At 44.1% G+C, this 26,030-nt stretch carries 18 protein-coding genes and 1 tRNA gene; 6 read left to right on the top strand and 13 right to left on the bottom strand.

All coding sequences use genetic code 11. The annotated features are described in order from the left end of the window. Positions 1-76 precede the first annotated feature (76 nt). The 5 genes from ABEB05_RS07335 to ABEB05_RS07355 all read right to left on the bottom strand — a co-directional run bounded on the left by ABEB05_RS07335 (position 77) and on the right by ABEB05_RS07355 (position 5,889). Positions 77-1,474 carry a GWxTD domain-containing protein gene (locus ABEB05_RS07335; protein ID WP_265788861.1) on the bottom strand — a complete coding sequence of 466 codons (1,398 nt, stop codon included), beginning with the start codon at positions 1,472-1,474 and terminating at the stop codon, positions 77-79. 382 nt (positions 1,475-1,856) lie between these two features. After that, the gene (locus tag ABEB05_RS07340; protein ID WP_265788863.1) at positions 1,857-3,002 is read right to left on the bottom strand and encodes a hypothetical protein; all 1,146 of its coding nucleotides are present in this window, start codon (positions 3,000-3,002) and stop codon (positions 1,857-1,859) included. Between the two features lie 38 nt (positions 3,003-3,040). Further along, positions 3,041-4,828, bottom strand: a complete 1,788-nt coding sequence (locus ABEB05_RS07345; RefSeq protein ID WP_265788865.1) for a histidine kinase dimerization/phosphoacceptor domain -containing protein — start codon at positions 4,826-4,828, stop codon at positions 3,041-3,043. 2 nt (positions 4,829-4,830) lie between these two features. Beyond that, positions 4,831-5,475, bottom strand: coding sequence for a cupredoxin domain-containing protein (locus ABEB05_RS07350; protein ID WP_345694242.1), 645 nt, complete (start codon positions 5,473-5,475; stop codon positions 4,831-4,833). Positions 5,476-5,816: 341 nt separating this feature from the next. Beyond that, positions 5,817-5,889, bottom strand: a tRNA-Met gene (locus tag ABEB05_RS07355). 114 nt (positions 5,890-6,003) lie between these two features. Here ABEB05_RS07355 and lat point away from each other — a divergent pair. After that, the gene (gene lat, locus ABEB05_RS07360; RefSeq protein ID WP_265788869.1) at positions 6,004-7,332 is read left to right on the top strand and encodes an L-lysine 6-transaminase; all 1,329 of its coding nucleotides are present in this window, start codon (positions 6,004-6,006) and stop codon (positions 7,330-7,332) included. 85 nt (positions 7,333-7,417) lie between these two features. Beyond that, positions 7,418-7,969 (top strand): carboxymuconolactone decarboxylase family protein, encoded by a 552-nt coding sequence (locus tag ABEB05_RS07365; protein WP_265788870.1) that lies wholly within the window; start codon positions 7,418-7,420, stop codon positions 7,967-7,969. A gap of 109 nt (positions 7,970-8,078) precedes the next feature. On the opposite strand, the gene purL is transcribed toward ABEB05_RS07365, so the two are convergent. Together purL and ABEB05_RS07375 are read right to left on the bottom strand one after the other, a co-directional pair. Beyond that, complete coding sequence (gene purL / locus ABEB05_RS07370; RefSeq protein WP_265788872.1) at positions 8,079-10,340, bottom strand: phosphoribosylformylglycinamidine synthase subunit PurL; 2,262 nt, start codon at positions 10,338-10,340, stop codon at positions 8,079-8,081. 80 nt (positions 10,341-10,420) lie between these two features. Beyond that, positions 10,421-11,113, bottom strand: a complete 693-nt coding sequence (locus tag ABEB05_RS07375) for an HAD family hydrolase (protein WP_265788874.1) — start codon at positions 11,111-11,113, stop codon at positions 10,421-10,423. A 186-nt stretch (positions 11,114-11,299) separates the two neighbouring features. Here ABEB05_RS07375 and ABEB05_RS07380 point away from each other — a divergent pair, with 186 nt between their 5' ends. Genes ABEB05_RS07380 through ABEB05_RS07395 form a run of 4 tightly spaced genes read left to right on the top strand, consistent with a single transcriptional unit; the run spans position 11,300 to position 13,995 of the window. Continuing rightward, a complete protein-coding gene (locus ABEB05_RS07380) occupies positions 11,300-11,887 on the top strand; it encodes a LemA family protein (protein ID WP_265788876.1) in 588 nt (195 codons plus the stop codon). 38 nt (positions 11,888-11,925) lie between these two features. Further along, a complete protein-coding gene (locus ABEB05_RS07385; protein WP_265788878.1) occupies positions 11,926-12,372 on the top strand; it encodes a TPM domain-containing protein in 447 nt (148 codons plus the stop codon). A 32-nt stretch (positions 12,373-12,404) separates the two neighbouring features. After that, on the top strand, positions 12,405-13,199 hold the full coding sequence (locus ABEB05_RS07390; RefSeq protein WP_265788880.1) for an NIPSNAP family protein: 795 nt from the start codon (positions 12,405-12,407) through the stop codon (positions 13,197-13,199). Between the two features lie 28 nt (positions 13,200-13,227). After that, entirely contained in the window at positions 13,228-13,995 is a 768-nt protein-coding gene (locus ABEB05_RS07395) for a TPM domain-containing protein (RefSeq protein WP_265788882.1), read from the top strand. A 59-nt stretch (positions 13,996-14,054) separates the two neighbouring features. On the opposite strand, the gene ABEB05_RS07400 is transcribed toward ABEB05_RS07395, so the two are convergent. From ABEB05_RS07400 to ABEB05_RS07425, 6 genes are all read right to left on the bottom strand, one after another. Further along, positions 14,055-17,867: a hydantoinase B/oxoprolinase family protein gene (locus ABEB05_RS07400; RefSeq protein ID WP_265788886.1), complete on the bottom strand. Its 3,813-nt coding sequence runs from the start codon at positions 17,865-17,867 to the stop codon at positions 14,055-14,057. Between the two features lie 139 nt (positions 17,868-18,006). Then, complete coding sequence (locus ABEB05_RS07405; RefSeq protein WP_265788888.1) at positions 18,007-19,464, bottom strand: sulfatase family protein; 1,458 nt, start codon at positions 19,462-19,464, stop codon at positions 18,007-18,009. A 58-nt stretch (positions 19,465-19,522) separates the two neighbouring features. Continuing rightward, complete coding sequence (locus ABEB05_RS07410) at positions 19,523-20,950, bottom strand: sulfatase family protein (protein WP_265788890.1); 1,428 nt, start codon at positions 20,948-20,950, stop codon at positions 19,523-19,525. A 306-nt stretch (positions 20,951-21,256) separates the two neighbouring features. Beyond that, positions 21,257-22,789, bottom strand: a complete 1,533-nt coding sequence (locus ABEB05_RS07415; protein WP_345694243.1) for a sulfatase family protein — start codon at positions 22,787-22,789, stop codon at positions 21,257-21,259. Between the two features lie 208 nt (positions 22,790-22,997). Continuing rightward, a complete protein-coding gene (locus ABEB05_RS07420) occupies positions 22,998-24,527 on the bottom strand; it encodes a sulfatase (RefSeq protein WP_265788894.1) in 1,530 nt (509 codons plus the stop codon). Positions 24,528-24,638: 111 nt separating this feature from the next. Next, positions 24,639-26,012, bottom strand: coding sequence for a sulfatase family protein (locus tag ABEB05_RS07425; RefSeq protein WP_265788896.1), 1,374 nt, complete (start codon positions 26,010-26,012; stop codon positions 24,639-24,641). Between the last annotated feature and the right edge of the window lie 18 nt (positions 26,013-26,030).

Here is a 26,030-nt window from a genome sequence, read left to right on the forward strand (position 1 = left end):
TTTACTGTTAGACGGGTCCATTATATAGCTCTACTATTATCCTATGACGGCCTCACAGATAGAGTATTAAATATTTTTATATCTGCCGGGTTAGTATCTGCCCGGTAAGCCAAAGCTGGCGCTGCATGTACTGAACGGTATAATAATAGTTGTTTCGCCGGAGCAAATAATGGTAGAAGGGGAAAAATTTATTTTTCAGCTTCGGTTGGTTAAAATAGTAGGAATATTCCGGATCACTGTGATTATAGGAATAGAACCATACAAGCTCTTTCAAATGGCTTCGGGTATACCAGGGACGGCCAAATAGGACATAGATCATTCCCAAATCGGTTTTCCAGCCTTCTTTGAAGTTAGAAAACTGTTTATTGGCCTCTTCTACACGCTCATAATACATCTCGATGACATGACGGGCTTCATTAGCATTCCCTACATTTTTCAGCCAAAAGCGATCCACTTCTTTTTTAAGGGAATCGTTGTTACTGATTTTCATGAGCTCCTCGTGATCATCTTCTCCCATCAGGTATACCAACGGACGAGCCAGCTCACGGGCCGACCGTACTGCTGGATAATTTTTACTTTTAACCCCAAAGTCACGGGCTTTAAAAAGTTCTTCCTCATCCCCATCGCGCTGAGCCCGCACCTCAAAACGGTAATTCCCCCGTTCCTGATTGGCAAATTTAAACTCTATAAAGGTACTCGCATAATCTGTCAGAACCCGTCGATTGGACTGTAATTCGGTTTCTTCATCATAATCCAATCCTTTGTATTCTATAGAAGAGGGACTGTAATTTGAATAATGCATGGGCCGAGTATAGGAAGTATCGGAAGCATACCTTAATAAACGGGTATTAATTTCCATTCTCTTATCAGTTTGCGGACTTATCACCTGGAAGACAAACCGCAGAGAATCAACTTTACTTTTCACATCATAAGTGCTTATGGGTTCCCATCCTCCTTCACCAACTATTTTACCATCCAACAGCACATTCGACAAGCTATATTCCCCTTTCTGGGTTTCCGGTATGGCGGTTTCAATAGATTGGGTGATATTTTTATTCGTATTCAAGTCGGTAACATTAACAACCACCTCGTAGCGCCCAGGATCAATAGGATGAGTATAATTAAGGTCTAGCGTTTCCCTAGTAGAGCTTATATCCTGATCGGTGCTTTTGATAATCTCCGTTGACTGTTCAGAAATAATCACATTGTTATTGTTATCAAGGTCCTGCACCTGGTATTCAACGGAGATTCGTGCCTGCAGGGTATCATCCTCATCTTTATAAATCAGGCTACCCTTAACAATTTTTGCCCCTATTTCAAGAAGGGTTCCCTCTTCTTCATCCATATAGCCAAAAACGGTTGTACGATATTCTGGATGACCTGCTTGAAAGTTATAGCCTGTACCCCGTTCTATATCCAAATTCCGGGAAGTACCACAGGAAAGCATAGTAATGGATACTATGGCGAAAAGCATCAACATTAAAAACCGGTTATTATACATGGCAGACTCTTTACATTAAATGAACGGCTATATTAACTGGCACAGGCAGTCTTTTGACCTCCCTCAACATGTAATGTAGAAATGAAAGACCTAAGAATAAAATTTTTCTGTTATTGACTATAAATTAAAATGCTTTACTGGTTATCTGCATACCAGAGCCAGGAATTTCAGAAAACTAAATAGCCATTTACTTATCCCGATAACGTGCGGGGTAAACGGAAACGCCCTTCATAGTATTGGGGGGAGGAGGCGTCAGCCAGCCGGCGGATAAAAGTCCGTTGAGCTACTAGCTATACCACTCCGCGATATGAGTCCGAAAGTTATAGGGTTTAACTCATTCTACTGCTCTTAAAACTTAAAAACCGGCACTTAACTGAATAGCAAAAACATCATCTTTTAACTCCATACCCTTGTTCTTGGAAAGCAAATAGGAAACCTTTAAAAGTATGTTCCTATTTAGCTTATATCCAGCAACAACCTCAAATCGGTCTTTGTCAGGAGTAGGTTTACCTGTGATATTTAGAGAATCAAGTGTTAGTTCTTTGGGAATATATCGTTCATAGCGAATGGCCCCATATCCGCCTACCCAAAAAGGAAAACGCATTTTAAATTTTGCAAGGTAATGTGCTACATCATTGTCAAGGTGTTCTTGAACAAGTTGACCATCCGGATCTATCCAGGGAGAATCCCAGCGATTAAAAGTATACTGGAACAATAACTGATAATAACTATAGGAAAACTCGGTATGGGCTGAGACAATCGTCTGTCGATACCCGGCTCTCTCCTTATCCGATAATACATCATTTATAGGATCGTCCAGCAAATAAGCTCCCCTCCCAAATGAAATACCGATTTTACTCCATATAACAGGGCGCAACTCCATCCGGCCTATAAATGCGGGAAGGTTTTGTTCCCCGACATCGGTATAACTGGAAACTCCGGTCAATGTAGCGGCAAGTTCATACTGAAACCTTTCATTTTCCGTTGCCCCGGTAAGTTTTACCCCCTGCGAATACATCCGCCTGTACACTAATGATTGTCCAGGTACCCCATCATACGAGCTTTCCCCAAAAAAGTAACCACGCTGCTGATTCACCGGCATATTCCATACATGGGACAGCGGCAAATGCACAAAAGGATTATTTGAAGAAAGCAACAGTTCATCAGTTCTGCCAAAAGGCGTGGTAAAACGACCGGCCGTAATCTTAAAATTCTCAGCGGCCAACCAATTGATATTAAAAGAAGAAAAAAAGATCTCACTTCTACTTCCTGTATAATAATCTGATTGCAGCGCACCCGAAACAAACCAATTATCAGAAATTGGTGCATTCACAAAAAGTCGGATAGAAGGCGTATAAATCAGCCATTTATCATTGGGGGTCTGATTCACCGTGGGATCTGAATCCGTCCCGCCCTTTCGCAATTCAAAATCTGCTAATCCGCCAATATCTATCTGCCCAAATGCTGTACCTGCCAACATCAACCAAATGCTAATGAACAAACAGAAACCTTTTCTATTTATCTCCATATGACATCGCATTAATTCAAATTCAATGAACTGCTTGATCCTTTTTTATCTTTTTTCTCAAAAATAACGGTGATCTTTGTTCCACGCTCAGATTCTATCTTTATTTTCGCGTCTATCTGTGTAGATAGTATTTTGATAAGAGAAAAACCCAATGACTCACTTTCTTCCAAAGAAAAATCATCATCCAACCCCTTCCCCTCATCTTCTACCTTGAGAACTACGCTACCTTCTTCTTCATAAAATGAAATGGCCACCGTTCCTGATCCCCCATCAGGATAGGCATGCTTAAAAGCATTGGTTACCAGCTCATTAACCATGAGCCCAAAAGGAACAGCTTGATTCACATTTAGATCAATATCTTCCGCATCAATATCTACACTCAGGTCCGAATAAGCTGATTTATATATATCATGAATGGAGTTGACCATCTTTTTGATAAAATCATTGAAAGCAAGGTTATTAAAATTCTGTGCTTTATAAAGCATTTCGTGTACCGTGGCCATCGACTGGATACGCAATTGACTATTCTTAATAATCCGCTCCGTTTGTTCATCCTCAACGTTATTACCTTCCAATTGCAATAATCCAGAAATAACCGCCAGATTATTCTTAACCCGGTGATGAATTTCCGCCAACAGGGTCTCTTTTTCCCTTATACTTTCCTTGATATTGGTTACCAGCTTATTAAAAGTTCGCGTCAATTGCCCAAACTCATCCCGGCTTTCAACAGAAACAGGATGATCATAATCCTCATTTTCAATCCTTTTAATACCATCGAGCAACCGATTAATCGGACGCGTCAAATTTTTTGTTAGAGTGATGCCAAGAACAATCGCTATTAATATTCCTCCAAAACCAATTAGATAAATAACGCGTTGCAATTGATGAAGGGGTTCCAGAGCCTGTGTCAATGATTTTGCAACAGCATAATAACCTGAAATTTCTACAGACTGAGGATCATATTGTACCATTGGCAATAAATATGCGAGCCATTGCTGATTCTTCATTTCCATTTCGATGGTCGTGCTGCCCTGCCGGTTAATTTCGTCTACAGAAGCTTGCTCAATGCCTTTAGAAAGAATTGTCCGATCTTTTTCCAACAAGGAATCAATAGAAGTAGTTAAGAGCTTTTCATCCACATAATACGATACCTCGTATCCGATCACTTGAGCAAGTAGTTCTGCTTCGCGATTACGAATAGGATACCCAAGTGAAAGTGCTGCAATAACCTGATTCTGCAAAAAGACCGGTATAGTAATCACATTAAAATAATTCTCTCCTTGTTTCCAGATATATGATTGTTGCGGATACTGTCCTTTCAAAGCTTTTTGTACCCCAGATTTACTACTCATAGATGTTTTGTTAGGATCGATATTGGATAATTGACCAAGAAGAACTCCATCTTTGTCAAAAACCATTACTAATCCCACAGAATCCAGGCTAGTCGTTAGCGGTTCCGAAGCCAGAGTATCAGAAATCAGGGGATCAAAATGCAAGAGGTGAACTAATTCCTGGCGAATTTGCTGGTTTATGGTGTTTGGATCTCCTGTTGAAATCGCAGCCTTCATATAGGGCATATCAGCCACGAGTGTAGCTGTCTGCCGAAGCTGTCGAAATCGAACATCCTGCAATTGCTCAAAAATCTTTCCAGCCTCATGAAAACTTGAGTTTATATCTTCGCGAATCCGGTTATCTAAGATTTGGCTAACTGCAAAAAGCACCACGACCAACACCAGCAGAGCAAGGCCTACGAATCCGGATAGTAACTTCCATCGAATAGGAAATTTAGGAGATTCCATTATTAAGATCCTATCCTGATTGGTTCCAGCGCTACATTTTCTTTATCAACAGTACTTATTTCCACACTTGCTTCCCGATCACCCAAGGCATAAAAATGAAGGGTATACTCTCCTTCGGGAATCGCGTCGAACCGGAATCCTCCACTGCTGTTCAATTTTTGCATTGCCACAGTTTGTTTGGGAGCGACAACAATTACGGCATGCATATCAGAATGGATATCACAGAAAACATCGATGACACCGGGTTTATTAAACTTAACCTCTTGAAAATCACCGGGCGAACGACGTCCTACATCAAAGCGTTTAGCTTTCGACAAACTGAACACATTGTGATATACCGGATCGGAATTAAGTATTCGAACCACATCTCCCGCCCGAATAATTATCAGCCGGGGTTCAAAACGTTTGTCAAGCTGATTTAAAACCCGTTGCTTTCTCGTGTCTTTCACTTCTGGCTGATTTCTGTTCTGGAATTCGAGCCAGACCAAAACATCATCTAAAGAACTATCTTCTTGATTTGTATTGCCGCCAAATTTGTCCTGATATCCCCCTCCTCCCATTTCAATACTTGGGCTTTGTGCTCGTTCCACTACTACACTTCCTTCAATACTTGTTCCCTGCGCTATCAAACGCTGAGATGGAAACAAACTTCCCATTAATAACAATAAAAATGCCTGTATTATAACTTTTGAAGAGTACCATTTTACTAAGAAAAGTGTAGGCTTCTTACCAATCATAATTTTAATATAATGCCAAAAAGATCTGCCCCGATTTTGTACCAACGAAACCAATTATCCAACGAGTATTTTATACTGTAGTAGTATATAAAAACACATTGGAGAAAGCACAATCTTTTTTACTAACGGATCTCGAATTGAGAAAACTTATATTGCTATAAGCGTAACTTTAACATGTTGCGTTCAAATACGAAAAGAAATGCCAAAATAAAAAAACGGCTTCCTGATCCTCAGAAAGCCGTCCCTGGTAGTGGCGGGGGGAGGATTCGAACCTCCGACCTTCGGGTTATGAGCCCGACGAGCTACCAGCTGCTCCACCCCGCGATGTGAGTCCGTAATAATAAGGCTTGACATGGGTATTTGTCAATAGTAAATTCAAAATTCTTTCCCCCATGATTTTATGCATGAAAAATTGAATTAAATCCTATCAGGAGACTTATGTCCACTATTACTGACGTCGATCCCGAACAAGTACACTCTATTCTCAATAAACATATGCTCACGGATGGCTATGATATTGTGCTGGATCTTAAAAACAGCGAAGGTGTTTATCTTCTGGATGCCAAGTCCGGAGAGCAGTACCTCGACTTTTTTACTTTTTTTGCTTCTAACCCCCTGGGGATGAATCATCCGCGTCTCAATAACAAGGAATTTCGGGAAAAGATAGGAGAAATTGCTATCAACAAACCTTCAAATTCTGATATCTATACTGAGGAGATGGCGGAATTTGTAGATAATTTTGATCGAATAGGCATCCCCGACTACCTCCCCTACTCGTTCTTTATATCTGGTGGGGCCCTGGCAGTGGAAAATGCCCTTAAAGTAGCTTTTGACTGGAAGGTTCAGAAAAATTTCGAGAAGGGATATCGGAAGGAAAAAGGACATAAAGTATTACATTTTGAACAGGCTTTTCATGGACGTACCGGCTACACAATGTCACTGACCAATACGGACCCTACCAAGGTTAAGTATTTTCCTAAATTTGACTGGCCCCGGGTTATTTCGCCAGCCATGACCTATCCTGCTACGGGTGAGAATATTCAGAAAACGCAAGCGGACGAGAAGCGTGCTATAGCACAAGCTGAACGCTACTTTGAAATGTATAAAGATGAAATTGCCTGCATTATTATTGAACCGATACAGGGCGAAGGTGGCGACAGGCATTTCCGAAAACAGTTTCACCAGGCACTGCGTAATTTAGCGGATGAACACGAAGCACTCCTTATTTATGACGAAGTACAAACGGGCGTCGGATTGACCGGTAAATTCTGGGCCCACGAACATTACGTGAAGCCGGATATCCTCGCTTTTGGCAAGAAGACACAGGTATGTGGTATCCTGGCTGGGAAACGCGTAGACGAAGTGAAAGATAACTGCTTCCACGTTTCTTCGCGCATTAATTCTACATGGGGAGGCAATCTGGTGGACATGGTTCGTTTTGGTCGTATCCTTGAAGTAATAGAAGAGGATAACCTAGTCGAGAATGCAGAAAAAGTGGGAGATTATTTATTGCAAAACATAGAGGGACTTGCTGATCAGTTCAAAGCGGTAACCAATGCCCGTGGCAAGGGCCTTTTCTGCGCGATAGATCTTCCCAACACAGAAATCCGGGACCAGATCATCAAGGAATGTTTTAATAACAAGCTGATGATTCTCTCCTGTGGCGCCCGAACCATCCGTTTTCGTCCACCGTTAACCGTCGAAAAACAACATATTGACGAAGGTATTGATATTATTGAAAAATCAATTGCTTCGGTACTTGGTTAAAAAGAGAGAGTACTAAGAATATTGGTTAAGAGTAAATCTTTGATATATTAAATTATCTTATTTAAATCTAAAACAGGGACTAACTATGGCTCATATTGACTTAAAAACAGATAAGCCCGGTATTGTAGGACTTTTTCACTTCAGTCCGGAAACTGCAAAACCGTTATGCCAGCTGGCCGAAACATTATTGCGTGGTCCTTCTCCGCTATCAAGCGGAGAGCGCGAAATGATTGCCTCTTATGTTTCTTACCAAAATAACTGCCATTTTTGCCATACTTCACATGGCGCTTCGGCTGCTCATCATTTTGACGGGGATCTTTCACTCATTGACGATATTAAAAAAGATTTTGAAGAAACGGACATTTCCCCCAAGCTTCGAGCCCTGCTGGATATAGCAAAACAGGTAAAAAAAAGTGGTCGGGATGTAGCAGAAAAAGATATACAAAAAGCTAAGGATGAAGGGGCCACGGATCGAGAAATACACGATACGGTGCTTATAGCCGCCGCCTTCTGCATGTATAACCGGTATGTTGACGGGCTCGGGACCTGGGCTCCGAAAGAAAATGAGGCCTATGATGAAATGGGGAAAATGATGGCTCACGATGGCTATATGAGGGCACGGCCCGGGCTTGATTAATAGCCAACTAAATATATCAGGATGAAGGTTAAGTTATCTCAGAACTTTGCCAGATAAAGAAAAGGGACTCTAAAAGTCCCTTTTCTTACATTAATTCAGAAGCTGATCTTTAGCTTATCACATCCTCTTTTTGTTTCATCGCACGCTCAATGACTCCCTCATACAGATCGTTTAACTCTCCGACGGAAACTTCCAAAAGATCCTCAATCTTCAAGCTGTCTTTTTCAGTACCAACTGATCCCAGCTGGTAAAAGGGAATATCATGATTTGAAAAGTGTGCTTCCAGCTCGTCCTGTTGGTCCGGACTACAACTAACCACCACACCAGACTGCGCTTCACTATAAAGCACCTCATGTTTGTCATCGCCCAATTCATCAATAGAAATGGCAGCTCCTTTACCGGCAAATAATGCCATCTCAGAAAGTGTTACAGCCAATCCACCGTCCGAAATATCATGGGCGGCGTTTACTTTCTGCCCCCGTATCGCCTCGAGTAATGCCTCCTGCAAACGCCCTTCAAACTCTAAGTCAATTTCAGGAGCATTACCAGTAGTAAGGTCGTGCACCTTATGCAGGTATTCACTTCCCCCCAGTCCTTTGCGTTCCGCGCCGATGTAATAAACCAAATCAGACGCTTCTTTAAAGACAGGCGTCATGCGGTGATTTTCCATATCCTCTACTAATCCCAGCATACCGATGACAGGCGTAGGGAAAATTGCCATCTCCGGATTTTCATTATAAAAACTTACGTTCCCACCAGTTACAGGAGTATTAAAAGTTCGACAGGCTTCGCCCATACCTGCCAGGGCTTCTTTAAAGGTCCAGTACACTTCCGGTTTGTAGGGATTGCCGAAGTTCAGGCAATTGGTGATAGCCATCGGTTTGGCACCACTGCACACTACATTACGAGCTGCTTCAGCCACTGCAATTTGTCCACCACGACGAGGATTCAAATACACATATCGCCCGTTACAATCCGTTTTTACGGCCAATCCCTTATTCGTGCCCTTAATACGCACCAATCCTGAATCAGAAGCACCGGGTCCATTTACCGTATTGGTCCGCACCATCGTATCATATTGCTCATACGCCCAACGCTTGGAAGCAATATTGGGGGATGTCATCAACGCTTGGAGCACTTCTTTATGATCAGAAGGATGCTTCAGGCTGCTTATATCAAAGGATTGTTTCTCTTCCAGGTATGCAGGCTTCTTTGTTTCCCGCTTATATTGTGGAGCACCTCCCCCCAGTACCAGGCTGTCAGCCGGAATATCGGCCTTTACTTCGCCGTCTTTAAGGTACGTAACATTCTCGCCTTCTACGACTTCCCCAATTACTACCGCATTGAGATCCCATTTTTCATAAATATCAATCACTTCCTGTTCCGTGCCTTTTTCGGCTACCACAAGCATCCGCTCCTGACTTTCGGAAAGGAGCAGTTCATAGGCGGTCATCCCCTTCTCGCGTGCGGGTACCTTATCAAGATCAAGGCGCATGCCCACCCCGCCCTTGGCCGTCATCTCTGAGGAGGAACAGCTGATGCCCGCCGCTCCCATATCCTGTATACCAACGATGTCAACATTTTTAATAACTTCAAGCGTAGCTTCCAACAGCTGTTTTTCTGAAAAAGGATCACCAACCTGCACACTGGGTCGTTTGTCTTCACTTTCTTCACTGATTTCCTCGGATGCAAAAGTAGCGCCGTGGATGCCGTCACGCCCGGTTTCGGATCCCACAATCAGCACCGGATTGCCAACACCCTCAGCAATGGCCGAAGCGGTGCGGTCTTCTTTGACAATACCCACACTCATGGCGTTAACCAGTGGATTGCCTTCGTAACTGTCATCAAAATAAATTTCGCCGCCTACCATAGGCACTCCAAATGCATTTCCATAATCGGCAATACCGCGCACTACCCCATCCAGCAGGAACCGAACGCGGGGCGTATCCAGGTTACCAAAACGGAGTGAGTTGAGGCTTGCCACAGGACGGGCTCCCATAGTAAAAATATCGCGATGGATACCGCCTACGCCGGTAGCAGCTCCTTCGTAGGGTTCAATTGCGGAGGGATGATTATGGCTTTCTACTTTAAATACACAACCGAGTCCGTCACCGAGATCTACCAGTCCGGCATTCTCCTCGCCGGCTCCTACCAGCATCTGCGGGCCTTCATTTGGTAGCTTCTTAATTTCAAGAATGGAGTTTTTATACGAGCAGTGCTCACTCCACATTACCGAATAGACTCCAAGTTCCGTAAAATTGGGGGTTCGGCCCAGATAATCTTTGATCATCTCGAACTCTTCTTCGGTAAGTCCATGATCTTTTGCTAACTCCAGTGTAACTTCGGGTTCGGTTATTTTTGTGTTAGACATCGGTTACATTAAGATTATAAAAGTTGAAAAATTACAGGTTGAATGCCAGATCTGGTTTGACTCTCACTTACAACCCGCTCTTATATATTCAGATAATTACTTAGATTCCGGAAATCATTGAAAACGAAGTCAGCCTGTTTATGTTTCTCAGCCTCCCCGTTTTGAGTATACCAGGCCGTATTCCATCCATAGGCGTTGCCTCCTTCCACATCCGAGGGAAAGGAGTTCCCAACGTAGAGGATTTCACTAGCTGAGCGCCCGGTGACTTTTGTGGCATGTTCAAATACCCGGGGATCAGGTTTGAGGGCCCCTAACTCTTCCGATATGACAAGATGCCGAGCCGTGTTGTTCAGCTCAAAATCTTCAAATTTCTTCTGCTGTGTTTCGGCAAATCCATTCGTCAGAATACCTACCGGGTAGTGCTTACAAATCTTTTCATAGACCTCTTTAGCTCCGTCTATCCACTGCCAGTGCTTGCGATACGTTGACAAATAAAATTGTCCGACTTCTTCGTAACGGCTGTTATCCAGCCCCAATTGCTCAAGTGTTTGTTCAAAACGATTACGCTGCAACTCATGTCGGTCTATTTTAGCAAGACTATATAATCTCCACTGGTCACTGTTAACCTCGCTATAGGTATCAAAAAGCTTTTCTTTGGATGTTTCATCGAACAAATCAAAATGATCATGCACCTCTGAAAGCCCTGCTTGCTCTGCTGCCTGGTGGTCCAGCAGGGTGTCATCCAGATCGAAATAGATAAATTTATAGGTCAATGTAAATCTTTATTTGCCGTTAGATTAAATTCGCTTCAAAGATAGGGATTAGATTATTAAGAATTAAAAATGAATATTTTAAAATGATCTAATAACTTTTGGCAATGAATTGCGTACTATAGGTAGTTATTTTTTGTACCTTTTAATGCTTTGCAAATATTAATAATATCAAAGAAATTTTGACTTATGAATATAAAAACGCTTATCGGAGTTGGAGCCCTTGTCCTACTTGTTATTTATGGCATCAACATTAACAACGGGTTAGTAGAAAAGCAGGAATCAGTAAATCAGGCGTGGTCGCAGGTAGAAAATCAGTATCAACGCAGAGCTGACCTGGTACCAAACCTCGTAAATACCGTTAAGGGAGCAGCCGACTTTGAACAGCAAACGCTGACAGATGTGGTAGAGGCCCGTAGCCAGGCATCTTCTATCCAGCTTAATGCCGAAGACCTGAACAATCCCCAGATGGTTCAGCAGTTCCAGCAGGCACAACAGCAACTTTCCGGTGCGCTTTCGCGACTGCTTGTCACGGTTGAGCGATACCCAGAACTTAAAGCCAATCAAAATTTTCGAGATTTACAGACCCAGCTGGAGGGCACAGAAAACCGCATAGCTACCGAACGGCAGCGATATAATGAGGCCGTTCAATCGTATAATACTGATCTCCGGAGGTTTCCGACCAATCTCTTTGCCGGTATTTTGGGATTTGATCAAAAAGCCTATTTTGAGGCCGATGAAGGGGCAGAAGAAGTACCCGAGGTTAACTTCAATTAATAGAAATCTAACCAGGACCTAAAAAAGTCCATACGCATATGCCTGCCAGACAATTTCTTACAGAAAAAGAAGAGCAGCAAATCATTGATGCCATTGCAGAGGCGGAGGGAAAAACCTCCGGAGAAGTTCGTATTCATATCGAACATCACTGCGAAGGCGATCCCCTCGAACGGGCGGCAGAAATATTTCATGAACTGGGAATGGATGAAACCCATTTCCAAAATGGTGTACTGATCTATGTAGCCACCGAGGACCATAAGGTGTCCGTTTATGCCGGCAAGGGAATCCACAAAAAAGTAGATAATGGATTCTGGGATGATGTTTTAAAGCTCATTGTTCAGCATTTCAAGGAAGATGCCTATGAACAAGGGCTTGAAGAAGCCATACGCAAAGTCGGAAATAAGCTCACGGAACTGTTTCCCTACCATCAAAAAGGCGATATTAACGAGCTTACAGATGAAATTAGTTACAATGCAAACACATAACACTCAGTTATTCTTAACCTAACTTTATTTTTATGAAAAAGGGATCTATCTATTTTCTGTTACTTTTATTTTGTGCTCAATTAGGTATTACTTCTGCATACGCTCAGAACCAAGGCGATGAGCAGCAGTTTTTCCAGATTAAAACCTATCATTTTGACAATGCTGAACAGCAACAACAAACAGACCAATTTTTAGAAGAGGCTTACCTGCCGGCATTGCATCGACTGGGCATTGAACCCGTGGGCGTTTTCAAGCCTCATGAGGCAGATACTTCTGGTGCGTTAAAAACTCATGTACTCATTCCATTTGATTCCCTGAATGAATTTGCGTCCCTCTCCCAGCAACTCAACAACGATTCTGAGTATCTTTCCGATGGTGAACATTACCTTCAGGCTTCGCACGATAATCCACCTTACAAGCGTTTAGAGTCTACTTTATTGCGGGCCTTTGAATATGCCCCAACTCTTATGACGGCCGATCTGGATGCTCCCAAGCCTGAACGTGTATACGAACTTAGAAGCTATGAGAGCCCAACAGAAGCCTTAAACGTTAATAAGGTAGATATGTTTAATGCCGGTGGAGAAGTGGAAATCTTTGATCGATTGAATTTTAACCCCATCTTCTACGGCAATGTCATATCAGGAAATAAAATGCCGAACCTTATGTATATGACCTCTTTTGAAGATATGGAGAGCCGTGATGCTCATTGGGAGTCCTTTAGAAATGATTCTCAGTGGGAAGAATTATCCGCGGTAGAAAAGTACCAGGATAATGTATCTCATATTGACATCTATTTCTTAAAGGCAACCTCATATTCTGACCTTTAATCTTTCAAGTATCCAATAACTATTTTCTATGTTCCGTCTTAAACATTTGATGCTTTGTGCTCTATTCGTAGTTGGAATAGTTATGTCATCCAAAGCCCAGGATCTCCCTTCTGAGCCGGTGGGACATGTAAACGATTTTGCACAGATGTTGAGTAATACCGAACGCCAGCAACTGGAAACAAAGCTGCGTAATTACCGGGATACTACCACCACCGTTATTGCTGTTGCCACACTTGAGAGTCTTAACGGCATATCCATTGAAGAAACAGCTACCACCCTCTTTAATAAATGGAACCTATGGGAGGGAGATAAGGATAATGGAGTACTCATCCTGATCGCACCCAATGAAAGAGAAATACGTATTGAGGTTGGCTATGGGCTGGAAGGAGCTATCCCTGATGTGATGGCCGGACGTATTATTCGGGAAATTATTTCGCCCAGCTTTAGAAAAGGAGATTATTATTCAGGGTTGGATCGTGCTACTTCGGCTATGATTGATCTGGCCAGTGGTGAATATACGGGACAACTCACTGAAGAACGAAGCTCACAAAGTAATGACGATATGCTCTCTTTTGTGATCTTTATATTGTTTATCGTATTTGTTGTCTATTCTTCTTCGCGCCGTGGTGGAGGTGGAAAAGGCAAAGGAAAGCGGCGGACCTTAGGTCCGGGCGGTTTTATCTTCCTCGGCGGTGGCGGTGGTTTCGGGGGAGGCAGTTCCGGAGGTGGATTCGGCGGCTTTAGCGGTGGCGGTGGATTCGGTTCCGGCGGTGGCGGTGCCAGCGGAGGCTGGTAATAAAAGTGGTTAAAGGTTCAAGGTTGCAGGTTTAATATTCCTCTGGGATAGTTTTCTCTTTATGAGTCATGATTTTTCTTTGGTTTTCCAAAGCCACCACCGCCCGGAGTCTTCAGTATAAATCGATCTCCTTCTTCAAGCGACCTTCCATCCGTAGAACCCATTTGTTCACGATCTCCATTCTTTCTAACGATCCACTGTTCTCCAACCTTAGCAGGTTTTCCATCTCGCAGGCCATAGGGCTTTTCCCTCCGGTGCTGTGTTAAAACGGTAAGCTCAACCGGTTCCAGGAAGAGCAGCTCCCGCAGTATTCCTTCTCCGCCCCTGCACTTCCCATTACCACCTGAACCTTTACGGATGGCATACTTTTCCAAGCGAACGGGATAGCGGTATTCCAGAATTTCAGGATCAGTCCCGCGGGTATTGGTCATATGATGGTGCACTGCATCAACACCATGGAAATCGGCTCCCGCTCCCGTTCCCCCACCCACGGTTTCGTAGTATCCAAAATTATCATTTCCGAAAAGCACATTATTCATAGTCCCCTGGCTGCAGGCTACCTTCTCAAATGGCTTTAGTAAGGTATCTACCAACCGCTGACTAACTTCTACATTACCGCCTACAACTGCCGGACATTGACTTGGATCTTCATTAAATTTAGGATTAAGCAAACAAGTAGGTAGATTCATGTCTATGGGTTTAAGAATGCCTTCATTTAAAGGAATGGGCTCATCAATCAACAGTCGCAGCACATACATTACCACACTGTTAACAATCGCTGGTGTTGCATTGAGGTTGTGGGGATGAACGGCTCCCGTCCCGGTAAAATCAATATTCACCTCCTCTTCTTTCACCTGAAGCGATACTTTTAATGGTGTTCCATCATCCAAGTGCTCTTCACTCACATAGTGACCTGAAGGAATATCCTTAATCGTCTCTCTCATTTTTTCCTCAGCGTGATCTGCGAGGGCATTCATATAAAACTTTACCTTTTCAACACCGTACTTCTTACATAAATCCTTCAAATTATTGTTCCCGCGCTGATTTGCAGCGATAGCCGCTTGCAGATCTGCTATATTTTCATCCACACTTCTAGTCGGATATTCGGCATCCAATAAAAGGTTTTTTATATCGCCCCATCGTTCTGAGTCACCTTTAATCAGGTGCATAGGCGGAATTACCACTCCCTCCTCTGCAAGACTTGTAGCCGTTGGAGGCATTGATCCCGGAGACGTTCCGCCGATCTCAGCATGATGTGCCCGACTTGCCGCATAGCCCACCAGTTGATTCTCATCCGTATAGACCGGAGTTACAACGGTGACATCGGGAAGGTGCGAACCTCCATAGGCCGGATGATTGGTTATTATGACATCTCCCGGATCCATAGCAATATGTTTCTTTAGTTTTCTCACACATAATCCCAGCGCTCCCAGATGCACCGGGATATGTGGTGCGTTGACTACGAGTTCTCCTTCTGTATTTAATAAAGCACAGGAAAAATCCAGTCGATCTTTTACATTAACCGACAGGGCTGTACGCTGCAGCATCACTCCCATTTCTTCCGCAATGGAGCTAAAGCGATTCGTAAATAACTCCAAATTCACAACTTCCGATTTTGGACGGTCTGAGATAGAAATATCCCGGTTTTGTTTTTCAAGTTTTAAGGTTTCTCCCCCAATTACCGTAAGATTCCAGTCCGGCTCTAAAACTATGGTGCTATGAGGATCTAAAATAAGTGCAGGCCCCGTAATAAAGTCCCCCGACATCAGATCCTCCCGCAGGTAAGCGGGACTATCCTGTTCTGAATCATCAAACCAAATGGATTTGTTAAATTGTGGTTCCGGGCTCCCCTCCCCGGTATGTATTGTCTCATGGTCATTCACATCCAGCTGCATGGAAGCCACTACGCGTAAACTTTCAACTTCAATAGAACGATCTGAGATCCAATGCCCATACTGTTCCTGATAAGCAGTTTTAAATGTTTTTCGGAGATTGGTTTCCTTATCATATTCTATCTCCAGTGTGGTTTCCTGCCCCTCTAAACGCATGGATAGCATTTTCCGTCGCACTATAATCCGATTACGTTCAATTCCCTCCTGTTCCAACTTTTCCCGGGCTTCTCGGACTAAGTCTCCACAAATCTCATCCAAATCTTTCTCAATACGATCAAGAGGTTGTAATAGTTGCTTTTCCGCAAACTCTTCAACTCTTGCGTTTCCAATTCCATAGGCGCTAAGCAGACCTGCCTGCCGAGGCACCAAAACTGTATCAATATCCAAACGGCTGGCAATGGCACAAGCATGTTGAGCACCGGCTCCACCAAAAGCCACTATCCCATATTCTCGGACATCGTATCCTTTACGAACAGAAACCTTCCTTATTGCATCGGCCATGCGCTCATTGGCAATTTTCAAAAATCCAGATAATATTTCTTCAGTCGAAGGCGCTTTCGACCGGGTATCTTTTATCTCTTTTCTCAGTTCTTCTAACCGTTTTTTAGCAGCCTCCAGACCAACCGGGATATGAAAATTACGGGGATCTAATCGACCCAACAGCAAATTTACATCGGTGATGGTAAGCGGTCCACCTGCCCCGTAACAAGCAGGCCCAGGTGATGCACCTGCACTTTCCGGACCTACACAAAGTTTATGGCCATCAAAATAGCAGATTGATCCTCCTCCTGCTGCTACTGTTTCTATATTAAGTGTAGGAGCGATCAGATGCGCATTACCCACTTGGTGTTCAAATTTATACTCGAAGTCAGAATTATAACGCGCGACGTCGGTACTGGTACCTCCCATATCCAATGAAATTACCTTATCAATTCCCGCTTCTGTTCCAACGGCAGCGGCACCTACCACACCCCCTGCGGGACCGCTGAGCAGGCTATCTTTTGGGGCATAATCTTCTTTCAAGGTAAGTCCACCAGCGCTTGTCATCACCCGCATTTTCTCCTCCCGGATAACAGACTGCACTTTATCCAGATAATCCTGAACTAATGGGGCCAGGTAGGCGTTAACAAGCGTCGTTTCTGTCCGTGAAATGATCCGGATAAAAGGACTAAGTGCCGATGAGACTGAAACATGATCGAACCCTTTGTCCAGGAGCCATTCTTTTAGCTCCTGTTCATGTTCCCCGTTTTTGTAGCTATGCATTAACGCGATGGCAGACGATCGTATCCCCTTGTCTAACAGTCTTTCAACTTCTGTTTCAAGTGAGGATAGATCCATTTGCTTTAAAACATTGCCATCTGCATCCAGACGTTCCTTTACTTCTATAACCTTCTTATAGATCGGTTTCCGCTTTTTGATCTCCAAAGCAAACAAGTCCGGTCGCTCCTGGGTGCCGATATTCAGTAAATCTCTAAAACCTTCGGTTACGAATAATGCGGTAGCAACCCCATTCTCTTCCAGCAAGGCGTTAGTCGCCTTGGTTGTAGCCAGTCGAAGGTCAATGGGCGGCAGTTCCTCCTGAGGAGTGGTCCTTGTAGCTAGTCGCATAGCTAAAACCGGGGCCTCTTCATCGGACAGCACTTCAAAAGAAACGGTTTCTTCCTTATTTATTGGGATGGGACGATCAAGAGTAATTGTGGAATCAGTGCTGTCATAGGCCGTAACTTTTGCCCGCCTTTGGGTTTCGCTTAACAATCGAAAGTCAAATCCCTTGATAAAATCATCCGGGGCCTGCCAGTCTTGCTCAATTGTATAGGTTCTTGCATCAGATACAGCATCTACGATTTTTCCGCGTAAAGAACTATTACTCAATACCTTTACTGTATGATAATTTTCCTCCGGATCGATAGCGATACAATCCGTAAACGTACCTCCCGTATCAATCCATATTTTCCATGACGGCACCTGACGCTCCTGCATAAAACTTTTTTATAAGGCGTTACTACTTTAAATCTTAATATTTAATTCATTATGTCAATTCTCCATAACAAGATAATACATAATCCATACCCATTATATTTTAATGGTATAATTCATTTTACTGAACTACCAGCGGAACTCAGTAATAAATTTTTCGCTCATCGGCCTGATAATCAGAGGGTCGTCTAAATCGAACATCCGTAGCACCATTGGCTTCAAAAATGTCAAACATTTTATTTCTCATTTCCTGCACTCGGTCTTGATGTGCCGGGACGTCTATAAGGTTATGCATTTCATTGGGATCCGTCTTAAGATCATATAGTTCATTTTTATCCCATATCCCATGATAATAGATATATTTGTAACGATCGCCACGGATGGCATAGGTAGTTGGAGTATGCGGAAAAGAATTTTCCCAGAAATACTGATACACAAATGTGGAACGCCAATCAATGGACTCACCTTGCAGCAGCGGTAGAAATGATTGGCCATCAACGGTATGATCTTTGGGCATTGATCCTTCGGCCAAATCCAACAAGGTGGGAGCGATGTCAATATTCAGGATATTTTCCTCAATCTTCGATCCCGCTTCTATATATCCCGGTGCCCAAGCCAACATTGGCACCCGCATTGATTCTTCGTAAGCCTGGCGCTTGTCGATCAATCCATGTTCGCCCAGCATAAAACCATTGTCTCCCATATAAACCACCAATGTATTTTCAGCCAATCCCTCCTGCTCGAGGTAATCCAATACACGTTCTATACTTTCATCAACGCCCATTAGCGATTCACTATAGCGTGGGATAATCTCTTCAATTCCCTGCGGATGATCATCTCTGCCGTGATACATGTGCTCAACCCCGTGCCAACTATATCGCTGTTCGCGTACCCAGTCGGGTTTGCCTTCATAGTTTTGTTCAATATTTTTCATTGATTGTGGCTTTGGAATGTCTACATCCTCATACATTCCCTCATGGCGCTCCGCCGGTTCAAACTCAGCATGTACGGCCTTATGAGACAAGTATGCAAAAAACGGTTGGTCACGGTTAATTTCATCCAGCCATTCCAGAGTATAATCAGTCAGTAGATCGGTTATATATCCTTCTACTTCTTGTCGTTCTCCATCAATATTCAGAGTTGGATCATAATACACCCCCTGTCCCCTGAAACTCACCCAGCGATTGAATCCAGATTGCGGATTATCAGAGGCATGACCAATGTGCCATTTCCCAAAATACCCGGTCTGATAGCCAGCCTCCTGCAAAGCTTCGGAAAAGAGTGCTGTGCCTTCCGGCATTTCGTTGTTATTGTCAACCACGCCATGACGAAAAGGATACTGTCCGGTAAGGATAGACGCCCGGCTGGGTGAACACAACGAGGTGGTAACAAACGCATTTGCCAGATGTACTCCTTCTTCGGCCATACGATCCATGCCCGGCGTCTCTAAAAAATCCGGGCTCTCGGGATGAAAGCTCATATAATCGTACCGATGATCGTCACTGAGAATAAAAATAACATTTTTGGGCTGGGCTTGTCCTAAAGACAATCCCAGCAAACTTATCAAAACAACGGATAAAAGAATCTTTATGGCTTTCATAATGGATATCTTTTTATTACAGATATTAAATGACTGATCACTAATCTAGTTAAAACACTTACTCTTCCAAATTACGCATGGGCGGAATCTCATCAGAGAACCATACCCCCGTCATGCGGTCGGTATGGTCGTCACGTACTCGCAGGTGGGGCGGAAAATCTTCCGTCTCCTCCATCCAGTTGTTCAGCTGTTGACCCAGCTCACGAGCCAACTCCCAGTAATCCGAATGGGCTGCTACGTTGTTAATTTCCCATTGGTCGTTCTCCAAATCATATAATTCGATGCGGGGACGGGGTACTTCAAACAGTCGCGACTGTGCATGTGTGAGTTCCCCTTCTTTTTTGTACTGTATTAAACTCCGGAATGAGGGACTGCCTCCAATATCTGCTGGAGTCCCGTGGGGCAACTCAGTGTAGGCATTTTGGATCAGCCGGTAACGATCAGTGCGTAAACTACGGATGTGCTCATCCGCATCATGCCAGTTTCGTTCGCTATAAGTATACTCTCTTCCCGGCAACGTTTGATCGCTCATCACTTCTAGTATGCTTTCGCCCTGCATGCTTTCTGGTATTGGGATGCCTGTCAGTTCTAGCAAGGTAGGAGCCAGATCGATGACGCTGGTCAGGCCTTCATATCGGCTACCATCTTTGATATGATCCGGCCAATGGAAGATGAGTGGAGTGCGCACCCCTTCGTCATAAACCGTTCCTTTAGCCCGTGGAAAAGGTGCCCCGTTATCACTCAAAAAAATGACCAAAGTATTTTTTAGCTCGTTATGCTTCTCCAGTTCTTCTGTAAATCGCCCAATTTGTCCGTCCATCCGGCTTATTTCGTCGTAATAATTTGCTAAATCAGCCCTAGTTTCAGGAGTATCAGTTAAATAAGGAGGTACCTTTATTTCTTCCGGATCGTGTACTTTCGGTGCATCTCCATAAGGACGATGAGGGTCAGAAAAGCCCACCCACAAGAAAAAAGGAGCTTCCTTCCTTGCATCTAAAAATTTGGGAAATGCCTCAGATAGTTGCTCACTATACCAGTCGAACTGTGCATTGGCATACGGACCGTAATGGGTCTTTTTCATATGACCGGTATAAAAACCGGATTCAGATAAATAGTCCGGCAGTATACGAGATCCTTCGGGAAGCGGCATGTGCAGATCTTCGGCTCCGGTTGCATGAGGATAAAGGCCTGTTAATATTGATATCCGGGACGGACTGCATTGTGCAGTGGTTAAAAATGCCTTATCAAACAATAACCCTCTCTCTGCAAGCCTGTCAATATTGGGCGTTTGGATTACCTCGTTTCCGTATGCCCCTGAGTCGCGCCACCCCGCATCATCTGCTACAAATATCAAAATGTTAGGAATGCTCTCCGAAGAAATCGACTGCCCTTGAACGGTCATACCTGTACATAAAACTAAACACAATAGCATCGCACTAAACCTTTGCAGGGCCTGAAGGGACTCATATAAGACTTCAGTTTTCATGGATTTTAAAATTTTTGGCAATTTAGAAGATACATGTAGACCCTTCATCCAATAATACTTACCAGTTAAACACAGAAATATTTATAGCTACTGCTATATATTATTTTGAACCGTTCAGAGCAAATTCTTTGCATATGGAAAACAAAGTATCGCTTATCCTTATTGGATGGTACAGCTGTATATGATTCGGGCTACTGTACAGTACAAAGAAGACTTCAACTATTATTAATGGTCATATATGCATGTATGTATGCTGGGGAATTACCCTATCTATTCTAATCATTCTGGACGCATTCAATTTGAAGATTATTGTCCGGGCAATGGTTTTTCTTCAAAATCTGAATCATTAACCCACCCCGTATTCATCTGTTCCCCGGACATATACCGGTGATAAAAGTTATAGGTCCCTTCATCCATATATCGGTATTCGTCAAAGACATACCCACGCCCAAACATTCTTGGATCATCCTGTTCCTTTAGTTTTTGGTATAATTCGGATTTCAATTCTTGCTTCATCTCTTGGTATTCGGGATCATCGGCCAGATTATGGAGAGCATCCGGGTCATCTGTGATATTATAAAGCTCTTCAGACGGACGTTTCCCAAAATTTTGGTCCCAGTAATGATACATTCCAGAAGCCGTTCGATTGTCAAGAATAACGGTCTTGGTCGGGCTACCGTCGGTGTTCAGATACCCGGTCTCCGGATTACCTGTAGGCCATCGATCCGGTTTAAAATTACGCAGGTACATCATATTTCCCCGAATAATACCCCGTACTGGATAGCCCCAGTCATAAGGTCGGCCAACGTCGTGGCGCTCTTTTCCCAACAACACATGATCCCTCTTAGGATTGACCTGTCCATTCTTTCCAGAGGAAAATATATCGGTCAGGCTTCGGCCTACGGTGGGATGCATGCCAGTCTCCTCCCAGTCAAGCCCAGCCAGTTCTATAAAAGTAGGTGCAAAATCCGCAAAACTGACAAAATCATCTACTACCCGGCCGGGCTCGGCAATTCCCTCTGGCCACATAATAGCCAGGGGCATGTGTGCCGAATGCTCATAGGTCTGCCCCTTGATGCGAGGAAAGGGCATACCGTTGTCGGCGGTAACGACTACAATTGTGTTTTGCAGTTCCCCATGCTCTTCGAGCAACGTCAGCATCCGCCCGAGGTGTCGGTCGAAATGTTCTATCTCAAAAGCGTAATCTAACATGTCCGTGCGGATACTGTCACGGTCAGGCCAGAAGGCTGGCACCGAATCAATCTCCGCTGGATCTTTGTCCCCTTTCTCAATGCCGGATCGGTATTCATAGGCGCGATGTGGCTCCCTTGCTCCATACCAGAAGGCAAACGGTTCATTTCCGGACCGGTCCTCCAGGAAAGCTTCAAAATTGGCGGCATAATCGTTATTGCTGATGTTGGAAGTAGGTGGCTCTGTTTTATGCTCATCATAGGGCTGTCCGGTCAGATGACGAGTCTCGCCATCAGCCGTCTTAGCTATTCCGGGCGCCCATTTTTTTCCCGTACTTCCCACAAAGTAACCGGCCTCGGCCAATGCTTCGGTATAGACCTTGAATTTTTGGGGAAATTCCGGCCAGTGGTTAGCTGCCTCCTCCAGCTGCCAGGAATTCCGGCCAGTCAGAATTATCGACCGAGAAGGTGCGCATTTCGGGTTGGGGACATACGCCTGGTCAAATCGGATCCCCTCTTCGGCCACCCGGTCAAAGGCCGGCGTCTTCACCCAATCGGTACCATAAGCAGAAGCGTGGGGAAACGACTGGTCATCACTGATTGCAAATAAAATGTTCGGAGATGTATTTTCATCCGGAGACTGTCCCATACCCGATACCGGTATATATAACAGTATTGTAATTATGGATATAAAGAGAAACACAAAACGATTTCTATCACTTTTTTTGCAAGACATTACTTATCAGATTAATAAATATTAAAAAAGGAAAGACAACTGAATGTAACACCTAAGAGGTCAGATAACCTAGTCCCTATTTGCAGAACCCGTTAAAGAAACTAAATTCAAATCATAAAAATTAATCTTCTGTCTCACTTCCCCACCAGCCATTTTCGGGATTAAAATCTTCTGACAAATATTCCAGCCGTTGCTTTTCCAGCCGGGGCAAGAGTTCCTCTTCAATCTTTTTCAAATACTGCTCCTCTTTTTGCGGATCATACTCCGGATCCTTTTTAGGAAATTTTGCTCCCATTTCACTTAACGCATTTGAAAGCCGCCTACTCAGCCGCTCGGCAATTTGTGGATGCTCATCATATACATCGGTTGCTTCTTCAAGATCCTCCTCCAGATTATATAATACCTCACTACTGTCGGCATGGTAGCGGATCAGCTTCCATGCCCCCTCCCGAATTACAGAGGAAGGGCGTCCCCCCTGATTGCCATAGTGGGGATAATGCCAAATTAGGGGCCGATCGGCTATAGAATCCCCTTCCAGCAACGGAACAAGACTAACCCCATCCCGGTGTTCATCGGGACGTAATTCACTCCCGATCAAATCAAGTATGGTGGGATAAAAATCGGTTCCGGTCACCGGCGTAAGATTTTCTGTTCCCTGGTTCTCGAGCCAGGGTACTTTTATAAAATACGGGACTTTCAGGCCGCCCTCATACTGATAGCCCTTCCCGCCCCTCAGGGGTCGGTTGGAAGTGGCATAATCGTCACCAGCGGCTACCCCACCGTGATCTGAGGTAAAAATAACAATAGTATTTTCTTCTAATCCATGTGCCTTAAGCGTTTCCAGTACCGATCCCACAGCCTCATCCATATGCTCTACCAAGCCGGCATAAACGGGGTTATCCTGCACCTGCCGGATGGGAAGAAAGTGGCCCATTTCAAAGCCGGTTTCTGCTATGCCCATTGCCTCAGCTTTATCCCGATATTTTTTCCATTTCCCACGCGACGATTGAATAGGAGCATGAACCGCATAAAAGGATAAGTAAGCAAAAAAGGAAGTATTTTTGTTTTGTCCAATAAAGGAACTGGTTTCTTTAGCCAGTTTCATTGGCAAACTCATTCCTTTTTCATCTTCATGATCTTCCATTTTAGGATTATTAAAAGGAGAAAAATATCCGCCCGTATACGGACCGCCAGCTTCAAATCCTCCCTGATTAACATCAAATCCGTGATCTTCGGGATAAGAACCTTTATTTCCGAGGTGCCATTTTCCCGCAAAAAACGTTCTGTATCCATTTTCCTTCATGGCTTCAGGCAAAACGTGGTATTCATGGGGCAGGTGGTCAATATAGTCAGGTGGGAGCAGCTTGCTATGGCGATCCTGTTCTCTCCAATCTTCTCCGGTTTTGGCCCCGATCCAGTCGGTAATTCCATGCCGTGCGGGGAACTGGCCAGACATAATGCTAGCCCTGGCCGGACTGCAGACTCGACTAGCAGTATAGCCATTTTTAAAAATCATGCTTTCTTCGGCCAGCCGATCAAGATTGGGTGTTTCATAATAATCACTGCCCATACTACTTAAATCGTGGTATCCGTAATCATCCGCAATGATGAACAATATATTCGGTTGATCCACAGGGTTTTCTTTCTCCATGCAGGAAACGCTAGAAAAAGCAACAAAAAAATAAATTAAAACTTTTTTTAACCACATTTCTTTCAGGATTCACTTATTTGTCATGCGAGTATCGTCTTTCAAAATACTGCCCTACTCATCTGTTTGGGGTATTTCAGCCCCGGTATCTTCCGCAACCTGTTCCATTTTCTTCCGCAACTGGTCCACAATTTCCGGATTCTCTTCAGCCCGGTTCCATCTTTCGCCCGGATCGTCCTGCATGTTGAACAGCTCCGCCTCTTCAGAGGCTAGCCTTAATTTCCAGGGACCTTGCCGGTAAGCCTGTAACTCCCCTCTCAGGAAGTATGGATATTCCTGCCTCGGAGACTCATCACGTTGGCCAGTCAAAAACGGCATCAAATCATATCCGTCGAGGGTATGGCCGGGCAACTCAGCTCCGGCAACTTCTAACAGCGTACGGTAAATATCAGGCATGGCCACTAATTCACTGCTTACCCTGCCCTCGGAAATATGTGCCGGCCACCGGATTAGTGCTGGTACCCGTGTACCTCCTTCATAAGTTGTGGCTTTTGAACCCCGTAAAGGACCTGTTGAACCGGTATGCCAACATTCATTCCCTTCCTGTAACATCCGATCGGGCAAATTATTCCAAGGGCCGTTGTCGGATGCAAAGAATACAATCGTATTCTCAGATAGTCCCTGCTCATCAAGGGTCTGTAGTACCTGTCCCACACTCCAGTCGATGGTTTCAATGACATCGCCATAAAATCCACCATTTGAACGACCACGGAATCCTTCAGCAGTATGTATCGGGAGATGCGGCATATTATAAGCTAAGTAAAAGAAAAACGGCTGTTCCCCGTCAGCATGGGATTTAATAAAGTTTACGGCCTCTTCGGTATAGCGAATAGTCAGGGAATCCTGGTTAATAGGATGTTCTACCATCTCTGTGTCTCGATAAAGCCCCAAGGACTCTTCGGTCTGAACCCAAGGCTTGCGGTAATCGTTGGAATAAGGCAGCCCAAACCAAGAACCAAATCCTTGGTTAGTTGGCAAAAAATCCTCTTTCATATAGCCTAAATGCCATTTCCCCGCCATACCCGTTGCATATCCAGCCTGCTGAAGACCCTCAGCCAGAGTCAGTTCTTCATCCGGCAGCCCTCCTTCTCCATCCGAACCAGTTCTACCTCCAAGATCCACCCGGGGCATATGACGTCCTGTTAATAATTCTGTACGTGAAGGAACACACCAAGAGGCCGTCACAAAAGAAGTAAAGCGTACGCCCTGTTCACCTAATCTATCGATGTTAGGCGTTTTGATAGTGGGGTTTCCATAGCTGCGCAGATCTCCATATCCCATATCATCGGGAAAGAGGATTACTATATTCGGAGGCTGTACCTCCTCCCTTTGTTCGCCACAACTGCTAAAAAGTAATGCCCCGAGAACCAGCAGAATTATACAGCAAAGTTGAGAACTTAGAAATCTTATTAAACACGCGGGATACATTCGCTTGATTTTTTTGTT

Origin of the sequence: Fodinibius salicampi (assembly GCF_039545095.1) — a bacterium.
Classification (GTDB): domain Bacteria; phylum Bacteroidota; class Rhodothermia; order Balneolales; family Balneolaceae; genus Fodinibius; species Fodinibius salicampi.